Origin of the sequence: Alcanivorax sp., assembly GCF_051117345.1 — a bacterium.
GTDB lineage: Bacteria > Pseudomonadota > Gammaproteobacteria > Pseudomonadales > Alcanivoracaceae > Alcanivorax.
In genome coordinates this window covers 1-8,990 of record NZ_JBNPEC010000146.1, presented here as the reverse complement: position 1 = coordinate 8,990, position 8,990 = coordinate 1, and the positions used below count along the sequence as shown (strand labels likewise).

The following is an 8,990-nucleotide window of genomic DNA, read 5'->3' as shown; positions in this document are numbered from 1 at the left end:
TACCGGTATTCGATGCGTCTCTGGCAGCGGCCCGGGCCGCTGCGGATGCCTTCCCGAAGGTTGGCAGTTTTGTTCTGGGTGCAGCCGGTGCTGCTTTCTTTGCTGCCGTCTTTCTGGCAGCGGGTTTGCTGGCCTTCGCCGGTTTGGCGCTGGCAGCGGTTGATTGGGTCTTGCTGGCGGCCGGCTTTGCCGCAGGCTTGCTGGCCGGTGACTTTGCTGCGGTTTTTTTGGCCGGTGCTTTCTTCGCGGCGGCTTTCTTTGCGGCAGGCTTGGCTGCGGGCTTTGCAGTCACGGTTTTTTTCGCCGGCGCCGTTTTCTTGGCGACCGCTTTCTTGGGAGTAGCTTTCTTCACAGTGGCCTTCTTGGCCGGCGCCTTTTTAGCGGCAGGCTTGGTAGCGGGTTTCTTTACGGCAGCTTTTTTGGCTGCGGTTTTGGCTGGGGCCTTTTTCGCCGCAGGCTTTGCAGCCACTTTTTTCGCCGCTGCTTTTTTGGCCGGGGCCTTCTTCACGGCAGCTTTCTTGGCTGGCGCTTTGCGGGCAGCGTTGGATGAAGTGGCTTTCTTGCTGCTGGAAGAAGACCCGGTAGTTTGTTTTTTAGCCGCCTTTTTCGGGGCTTTCTTTTTGCCGGTGGCCATTTTGAGTAACTCCCTTAGCATCTTCTCGACTCTCTATCCTGTCCCACTATCCCTGGGGGCCCGCTTGATATCACCAAGCACGGGCGTAATGTAATCTTTTGACCTTACCCCTTCCGGGTAAGTCTTGTCACCCGTTGGTGAAAATCTGGCCGATTATAGCCATGCCACCCTTATAGGAAAGAGGAATCTTGTGATAACGCTGTCGCATTTCGCCGAACAGGTCCCGCCCTTTCATGTTATGGCGCTGCTGGAACGAGCCCAGCAACTGGCTGCTCAGGGACACGATGTGATTCATCTGGAAGTGGGGGAGCCGGATTTTGAAACCCCGGCGCCGGTTCTCGAAGCCATCGCTGCCGCTACCCGTGATCGGGGGACTGGCTACACGCCGGCGGCAGGGCTGCCCGCTTTGCGCCAGGCCATCGCCGATGATTATCGGGAGCGGTTTTCCGCTAACGTGTCGCCGGCTCAGATCGTGGTGACGCCAGGCGCTTCGGGGGCGCTGCAATTGGCGCTGGCGGCTCTGATCAATCCCGGTGACGGCGTATTACTGAGCGATCCGGGCTACCCCTGTAATCGCCAGTTCGTGAATCTGGTGGGTGGTAAACCGCAGTCGCTGGTATTAAAGGCAGACAATCACTTCACCCTGACGGCCAGTGAGCTGCTGGGGGCCTGGCAGCCGGATACCCGCCTGGCCATGGTGGCCAGCCCGGATAATCCCACCGGTAATATGCTGTCACTGGACACCCTGCAGGCCATGGCTGAGGGGGCGGTACAACGAGATGGGTTGCTGCTGGTGGACGAAATCTATCAGGGGCTCTGCTATCACGGACCGGCAGAGTCGGTGCTGTCGCGTACCGACCAGGTGATGGTGATCAACAGCTTCAGTAAATATTTCTGCATGACCGGCTGGCGGCTGGGCTGGCTGGTAGCGCCGGAGCCGCTGGTGCCGGCGATTGAGAGGTTGGCCCAGAATCTGTTTCTGGCGCCCTCCACGCCGGCACAGTACGGTGCTATCGCTGCGCTGCAGGAGCCGACGCTGACTATCCTGGAACAGCGTCATCAGCTGTTTGCCCGTCGCCGCCAGTGTCTGCTTAATGGGCTTGCCCATCTGAAGTTGCCGGTGGTGTCCAATGCTGACGGGGCTTTCTATGTGTATGTGGATGTGAGCGGCTGGACCACCGACAGCTTCGCCTTCTGTGCGGACCTGCTGGAAAAGGAAAAAGTCGCCATGACGCCGGGGCTGGATTTCGGTGATGGCCATGATCATCATCGCTATGTGCGGTTGGCCTACACCTGTGCCGAGTCGCGTCTTGTGGATGCCCTGCACCGGCTCGGTCATTACCTGGAGTCCCTGTGAACTTCGACCCTCCCCTGGAAAAGGTCACCCTATTGCGCCGCTACAAGCGGTTCATGGCGGATGTGGTGCGCGCCGATGGCAGTGAAATGACCGTGCATTGCCCCAATACCGGCTCCATGAAGAACTGCGTTCTGGGGGAGCCCCAGCAGGCGCTGATTTCCGACAGTGGTAATCCCAAACGCAAATATCGCCATACCCTGGAAGCTTTGCAGGTGGGCCATGGCCATTGGGCCGGGGTCAATACCAGCCGCCCCAATGCGCTGGTGGAAGAAGCGGTCCGCAGCGGCCGTGTTGACGAGCTGGGTCCCGGCACCGGTGTGGAACGGGAAGTGAAATACGGCGACAGCCGCTTTGATCTGGCATTGGGAGAGCGCAGCGATCCCCACACCTTTATTGAGGTGAAAAACGTGACACTGGGGCCGGGGCCTGATGACACGGATGATGGCATGATCGCCTTCCCGGATTCCGTTACCGAGCGGGGCCAGAAACATCTGCTGACGCTGATGGAGGTGGTGGCATCCGGAAAGCGGGCGGTGCTGTTTTTCTGTGTGCAGCACAGCGGCGCGGCTGCCGCCCGGCCGGCGGATGAGATCGATGCCCGTTATGGGCAGCTACTGCGTGAAGCGGTGCAGAAGGGGGTGGACGTGTTGGCGTGGAAGGTGGCGTTATCGCCAGACGGCTTTCGGCTGGAATGCCCCTTGCCGATACAGTTGTAGGAGTTCCTCTCGAGGGACGAACCACGCGTTAGCGTGGGAAACGCCTGTAGGCCAGCAACGTCGTTGCTGTAAACCGGGGGCTCCAGAGCGACCGGTCAGCAGCTGCCTGGCCTTTTCCTCGCCGGGGCTCGGATTCGTCCCTCGAGAGGAACTCCTACAGCGGCTTTGTAGAAAACACGGTGCCGGCTGTCTTTTTTTGGTCCTGTCGCGAAAAGGTTTTCTACAGCGGGGTCTGCAAATTGCGCAGTTGCTGCTGTAACAGCTCCGTTTGATCCCGCCAGTAGCTCATGGATTCAAACCAGGGAAACGCTGGCGGAAAGGCCGGGTCGTCCCAGCGTTTGGCCAGCCAGGCGTCGTAGCAGATGATGCGGCGTGTGCGTAATGGCTCGATCAGGGATACCTGCTGCCAGGGGAAGGGCAGAAAGGTGTCGTAACCGCTGGCTAGGACCCGTAGCTGGTGTTGTTGCTCGTCCTGTTCGCCGGACAGCAGCATCCATAGATCCTGCATGGCGGGCGCGCGCAGGCTGTCGTCCAGATCCACAAAATGCGGTTTGTCATCGCGCCACAGGATGTTGCCGGTGTGGCAGTCGCCGTGCACGTTGAGCAGCGGGAAATCCACATCGCTAAGGCGTTGCTCGATTGTCTCCAGCAGTTGGCCCGAGACGTCCCGATACTGGCTGCGGTAATTCAGGTCCACCACGTCATTGATCAGAAAGGTGCTGGCGGCACGAATGTCGGCGACCGGGTCCATGGTGTGACGGCGCTGATACGGCCGATCACTGCCGCAGGCATGCCAGCGCGCCAGGGTGCGGCCGAGTTGTTCCAGATGGTTGTCGTTGTCCAGCTCCGGCGCGTGGCCACCCGCTCTGCGGAACACCGCAAAGGCAAAGTCGTCGCAGTGGAACAGGGTGGTGCCATTCTTTTCGATGGGCGCAACCACGGGCAGGTCCCGCTCTACCAGGAACAGGCTGAAGGCGTGTTCTTCGAGAATCTGTTCGTCGCTCCAGCGCTGCGGGCGGTAGAACTTGACGATGACCGGCGGGCCCTCTTCCTGGCCCACCTGGTACACCCGGTTTTCGAAGCTGTTCAGTTGTAGCAGTCGGCCGTCGCTGAGGAAGCCGGCGGCGTCTACCGCGTCCAGCATGTAATCCGGGGTAAGGTTATCAAAGGGGTGGCTCATGCCGGTTGTGTTACCTCGCCAAGCCAGACTTCGTCGCCGCGCACTGCCAGCGGGACCGGGATCAGTTTGTCGCCGCTGCAGGGGCCGGACAGGCAGTCGCCAGTATCAATGTCGAACAGGGCACCGTGGTTAGCGCACATGATGAACTGGTTGTCACTGTCCATGAACTGGTCGGGCATGAAGTTCAGCTCGATGCCCAGGTGCGGGCACCAGTTGATGTAAGCGTGAATCTGCCCATCAAATTTGACCACGATGACGGGCTGGCCGTCTTTCTGGAATTCCCGCGCGCTCTCGTGTTCGATGTCGTTCACATTGCAGATGTGTTCCATGGCGTACCTGTGTGCTGTTCATCGGGCGGGGTGCCGCGCATCCCCGCCGTTTTTGGGGTAGGCAGAGATGGCTTGCGGCCATGTCTGCCCTTCGATAAGTGGCGATTAGTCGCCAAGGACGGCCTGGCGCATTTCCTGATGCACGTCCGCTGAAAGGCGTGGGCCGAATTCGGTCACCAGCCGGGCGGCAGCCGCAGCGGCCAGCTTGCCGGCAGAAGCAAAATCGTGTCCGTGGGTGATGGCGTACAGGAAGGCACCGGCAAACATGTCGCCGGCGCCGTTACTGTCGATGGCCTTCACCGGCACCGGATCGATGCGATGGGTCTGCTCGCCATCCCATACCAGTGCGCCTTTCGCGCCCAGGGTGATAACCGCAGAGCGGCATACGCTTCTAAGTTTTTCCAGAGCAGCCTCAGGGCTGTCGGTATCGGTGTAGCTGGTGGCTTCGGCATCGTTGCAGAACAGCAGATCCACGCCGTCGCCGAGCATTTCGGAAAGGCCGTCCTTGAAGAACTGCACCATGGCCGGGTCGGAGAAGGTCAGAGAGGTTTTTACACCATGCTTCTCGGCCAGCTGGCGCAGTTTGATGGCCGCTGCCCGAGAGCTGTCGCCGCTGACCAGATAGCCTTCCAGGTACACATAGTGGCTGGCAGCGATGGCGGCTTCGTCCAGCTCCGCTTCGGACACTTGGCTGGAAATCCCCAGGAAGGTGTTCATGGTGCGTTCTGCGTCCGGGGTCAACATCACCAGGCACTTGCCGGAAATGCCGGTGTCGCGGTTGCCATTCATATTGGTGTCCACGCCGGCGGCGGTGAGATCGTTGACGAAGATGTCGCCGGTGACGTCGTCGGCCACCTTGCAGGCGTAGTAGCTGTTGCCACCGAAGTAGCGGGTGGCCACTACGGTGTTGCAGGCGGAGCCGCCACTGGTCTGCTTGTGGGGCTCGGCTTCGTCGGCCAGGGCGGTAATCAGTTCCGCCTGGCGGGCTTCGTCCACCAGTGTCATCAGGCCCTTGCCCACCTCCATGCGCTCAAGGAAGGCGTCGCTGACCTCGATTTCTGTATCCACCAGGGCGTTGCCGAGGGCATAAACGTCGTATTTTTTCGTCATGGAGGCTCCGTGTTCTGATTCAGGCAAGAGGGAGCCTCTGGATAACTCCTTGCGTACTCAGCGTGGCCTGAAGGGTGCAGCTGTTGTGTTTTGTCGGGACGGACAGGGTGGTTCCCTTTCCTAGCGACAAAACACAGCAGGTGTGCCCTTCAGGTCGCGCCCTACGGGTCTTCCAGGCTGGCCCGCACTCGTTGTTGCAATGTCCCGATGGGTGGACACACACCTTCAACATTGCGCCTAGATTGCAGACCAGCCTGAAAGACTGAGCACGCAAGGCGTTATTCAGAGGCTCCCAGGGCGGCTATTATGGGCGCCCCGGGTCCGGTTGCAAAATTTACTCAAATCACTGTGAAGGGAACGGATAAGGCAAGAGAGACTCATAAAACACTCACACTTTTCTCTATACTCCGTGCCATGGCGAAAAAAGCGAAAAAGTCCCCCGCGCGATCGCGGCGGCAACCTAGTCGGAAAAAAAACAGCAGCGGGCAACGGCGCCGCTGGTTCAGCTGGTCCTTTGTGGGCAAGGTGGCGCTGGTCTCCCTGGTGTTGGGGGCGGCAGGACTGGCCTACCTGGATGCGTTGGTGCGCGAGCGTTTTGATGCTCATGTCTGGCAATTGCCGGCGCGGGTGTATGCGCGACCCGTAGAGCTTTATGAAGGCCGCGTGCTATCCCGCGAGGACATGCTCAAGCTGCTGGATCTGATGCGCTACCGGCGCGATTCCCGCGCTGCCACTCCTGGCAGCTATGCGGTGCAGGGCAACAGCCTGCTGCTGCACACCCGCGGTTTCAACGACAGCGATGGCGGCGAAAAGGCGGAGCGTATCCGTTTGAGTTTGTCCGGTGGCCAGATTCGGTCCCTGGAGGCCGGCGGTGATCGTCTGGCACGCCTGGAACCGCTGCAGATCGGCAGTATCCATCCCCAGCATGCGGAAGACCGGGTGCTGGTGCCGCTGGACAAGGTGCCGCCGCTGCTGGTGGAGATGCTGATCGCCACGGAAGATCAGGCCTTCTACGACCACCACGGTATTTCCCTGCGCGGCCTGGCCCGAGCCATGCTGGCGAACGTCAAAGCCGGTCGGCTGGTGCAGGGCGGCAGCACCTTGACCCAGCAACTGGTGAAGAATTTCTGGCTCACTTCCGAGCGCACCCTGTCGCGCAAGCTGCTGGAAATGCCCATGGCCATGCTGTTGGAGCTGCATTACAGCAAGGAGCAGATTCTCGAGGCTTACCTTAACGAGGTATATCTGGGGCAGGACGGTGCCCGCGCCATCCATGGTATGGGGCTGGGTGCCCAGTTCCTGTTCGGTCGCCCGCTGGAAGAGCTGGAGCCCCATCATCTGGCCACCCTGGTGGCGTTGCTCAAGGGGCCCAGCTGGTATGACCCGCGCCGTCACCCGGAGCGTTCCCTTGATCGTCGCAACACGGTATTGAAGGTGGCGATGGATGAGGGAGCCCTGTCGAAAGCGGATTACGACAAGTACAGCAACCGCTCCCTGGAAGTGGTGCCGCGTGGTGCCTCTGCGCTTTATGCGTTCCCTGCCTTTATTGATCTGGTGCGCCGTCAGCTGGCCCGGGATTACCCGCCGGAGGTGCTCAGCGATGAGGGGCTGCGTATTCACTCGACCCTGGATGTGCTGGCCCAGCTCGCGGCCGAAGGGGCGCTGCGCGATCATCTGGACCGCCGCGATCCTGACGAAAGCAAAAAGCTGAATGGTGCCGTGGTAGTGGTGGCGCCAGCCCAGGGCGATGTGCTGGCGCTGGTCAGCAATCGCAGCTCCCGGGAGGCCGGTTTCAACCGGGCCCTGGATGCCCAGCGCCCGATCGGCTCGCTGGCCAAGCCGGCGGTGGTGCTGTCAGCGGTGAGCCAGCCCAAGCAATGGTCCCTGGCTACCCTGGTGGAAGACGGGCCCGTGGAAGTGACGCTGCCCAATGGCACGACCTGGTCGCCGCAGAACTTCGACAACCAGTCCCGTGGCGCCATGCCGGTGGTGGATGTGCTGACCTATTCGCGCAACCAGGGTACCGCTCGCCTGGGCCTGGATGTGGGTCTGGACAAGGTGGCCGGCACCATGAATACCCTGGGGGTGACCCGCAATATTCCCCTTTACCCCAGTATTCTGCTGGGCAGCCTGGAATTGACTCCGTTCGAGGTGGCGATGATGTACCAGCCTCTCTCAACGGGCGGTTTCAGCACTCGCCTGCGCTCCATTACCGATGTGCTCGACAAGGAAGCCAAACCGTTGGCCCGTTACCCGGTCAATACCGACGAGGTGGTGGATGCCGGCCCGGCTTTCCTGACCCAGTGGGCCATGCAGCAGGTGGTCGAGAAAGGCACCGGCCGTGCTGCCCGGGCGTCGCTGCCGCAGGATCTCAAGGTGGCAGGCAAGACCGGCACCAGTAATGATTTCCGTGACGCCTGGTTTGCCGGTTTCTCTGCCAACCATCTGGCGGTAGTCTGGGTGGGCCGGGATGATAACCAGAATGCGGGTATTACCGGCTCCAGCGGTGCCTTGCCGGTATGGGCGCAGCTGATGGGCAAGCTACCCCAGCGCAGCCTGTCGCAGACGCCACCCGCTGGCGTGGAATGGGTATGGATGAACCCGGATGGCAGGCGCGTCAGTGCCGAGGGCTGCGGCGATGCCCGTCGTTACCCGATGCTGGAAGTCTCGATTCCCCAGGACAGCGATGGCTGTGGCTCGGTAAAAGAAGCGGGGAAAGGCATCAAGGGCTGGTTCAAGGGGCTGTTTGACTAGCTTAAAATCAGATTTTTACCACAGAGAACGCAGAGTTTACTGAGGCAAGCCCCGTTTCCTGTAGGAGGCTGCCTGCAGCCGAACCGATGGCCCGATGGTCGGTTCGCTTGCAAGCAAGCTCCTACAGTCGTAACCGGGTCTTGCAGGGTGCGCTTTTAAGGATAGTCAGGATGTTGAATGTGCAAAGGCTTGTTCAGCTGATGCTGATCAGTATGGTGCTGGCGGGCTGTGCGGTCCGTCCTCCGGTGGAGGAACCCGCAGAGCCGATGACCGCCAGTCAGGAACTGGAAGGCTCGCCGGCACTGGGTCTGTTGAGTCGGGCGGAACAGGCCCGTCAGCAGGGCCAGACATCGGCTGCAGAGCGTTATCTGGAGCGTGCCCTGAATATCGCCCCGGACTCCTCCTGGTTGTACAAGGAGCTGGCGGGCTTGCGGCTTTCCGAGGGCGATCCCCGCGGCGCAGAAGGCTTCGCATTGAAGGCGTTGCGCCTGGCTCCCGACCATGACGATTACCGGGCTGGCTTGTGGGATCTGGTGGCTACTGCCCGTGATCGCCAGGGTGACAAATCCGGCGCCCGTCAGGCCCGCAGCAAGGCAGCGGAGTTGCGCAATCCGAAAGCCAGGCCGGTATGACACCGGCGGTGCAGGCTGCGAAAAAAGCCGGCGTTTCCTTTCAATTGCACAGTTACGATCATGATCCCAAGGCGCAAAGCTACGGGCTGGAAGCGGCGGACGCCTTGCAGCTGCCTCCGGAAACGGTCTTCAAGACGCTGTTGGCGCTGGTGGATGAGCAGCCGGTGGTGGCCATGGTGCCGGTGGCGCATCAACTGGATCTGAAATGTCTGGCCAGGGCCCATGGTGGAAAGAAGGCGGCCATGTGTCCGGGTGACAGGGCGCAGCGCCTGACAGGC

General features: G+C 60.9%; 9 protein-coding genes. 6 read left to right on the top strand and 3 right to left on the bottom strand.

What is annotated here, in order from left to right; translation table 11 throughout:
- The 3 genes from ACFE0K_RS09460 to sfsA all read left to right on the top strand — a co-directional run.
- The coding region (locus ACFE0K_RS09460) for a hypothetical protein (RefSeq protein WP_434535830.1) at positions 1–728 on the top strand (728 nt) is incomplete at its 5' end.
- A 96-nt stretch (positions 729–824) separates the two neighbouring features.
- Positions 825–1,991, top strand: a complete 1,167-nt coding sequence (locus ACFE0K_RS09455) for an aminotransferase class I/II-fold pyridoxal phosphate-dependent enzyme (protein ID WP_434535829.1) — start codon at positions 825–827, stop codon at positions 1,989–1,991.
- Positions 1,988–2,707 (top strand): DNA/RNA nuclease SfsA, encoded by a 720-nt coding sequence (sfsA, locus tag ACFE0K_RS09450; protein ID WP_434535828.1) that lies wholly within the window; start codon positions 1,988–1,990, stop codon positions 2,705–2,707. Before ACFE0K_RS09455 ends, sfsA begins: the two co-directional genes overlap by 4 nt.
- Positions 2,708–2,927: 220 nt before the next feature.
- Here sfsA and ACFE0K_RS09445 read toward each other — a convergent pair whose 3' ends face one another.
- The 3 genes from ACFE0K_RS09445 to ACFE0K_RS09435 form a co-directional block, all read right to left on the bottom strand.
- Positions 2,928–3,887, bottom strand: a complete 960-nt coding sequence (locus ACFE0K_RS09445; RefSeq protein WP_434535827.1) for a serine/threonine protein kinase — start codon at positions 3,885–3,887, stop codon at positions 2,928–2,930.
- Positions 3,884–4,216: a Rieske (2Fe-2S) protein gene (locus ACFE0K_RS09440; protein WP_434535826.1), complete on the bottom strand. Its 333-nt coding sequence runs from the start codon at positions 4,214–4,216 to the stop codon at positions 3,884–3,886. Before ACFE0K_RS09440 ends, ACFE0K_RS09445 begins: the two co-directional genes overlap by 4 nt.
- A gap of 105 nt (positions 4,217–4,321) precedes the next feature.
- Entirely contained in the window at positions 4,322–5,326 is a 1,005-nt protein-coding gene (locus tag ACFE0K_RS09435) for an adenosine kinase (protein WP_434535825.1), read from the bottom strand.
- A 516-nt stretch (positions 5,327–5,842) separates the two neighbouring features.
- Here ACFE0K_RS09435 and mrcB point away from each other — a divergent pair.
- From mrcB to ACFE0K_RS09420, 3 genes are all read left to right on the top strand, one after another.
- The gene (gene mrcB / locus ACFE0K_RS09430; RefSeq protein WP_434535824.1) at positions 5,843–8,080 is read left to right on the top strand and encodes a penicillin-binding protein 1B; all 2,238 of its coding nucleotides are present in this window, start codon (positions 5,843–5,845) and stop codon (positions 8,078–8,080) included.
- 170 nt (positions 8,081–8,250) lie between these two features.
- On the top strand, positions 8,251–8,712 hold the full coding sequence (locus ACFE0K_RS09425) for a tetratricopeptide repeat protein (RefSeq protein ID WP_434535823.1): 462 nt from the start codon (positions 8,251–8,253) through the stop codon (positions 8,710–8,712).
- The coding region (locus ACFE0K_RS09420; RefSeq protein WP_434535822.1) for a YbaK/EbsC family protein at positions 8,709–8,990 on the top strand (282 nt) is incomplete at its 3' end. The genes ACFE0K_RS09425 and ACFE0K_RS09420, both read left to right, overlap by 4 nt.

Bases quoted from the DNA above. Each gene is read 5' to 3' on its own strand.
- ACFE0K_RS09445 (WP_434535827.1), bottom strand. From the start codon at position 3,887: ATGAGCCACCCCTTTGATAACCTTACCCCGGATTACATGCTGGACGCG.
- ACFE0K_RS09440 (WP_434535826.1), bottom strand. From the start codon at position 4,216: ATGGAACACATCTGCAATGTGAACGACATCGAACACGAGAGCGCGCGG.
- ACFE0K_RS09435 (WP_434535825.1), bottom strand. From the start codon at position 5,326: ATGACGAAAAAATACGACGTTTATGCCCTCGGCAACGCCCTGGTGGAT.
- ACFE0K_RS09425 (WP_434535823.1), top strand. From the start codon at position 8,251: ATGTTGAATGTGCAAAGGCTTGTTCAGCTGATGCTGATCAGTATGGTG.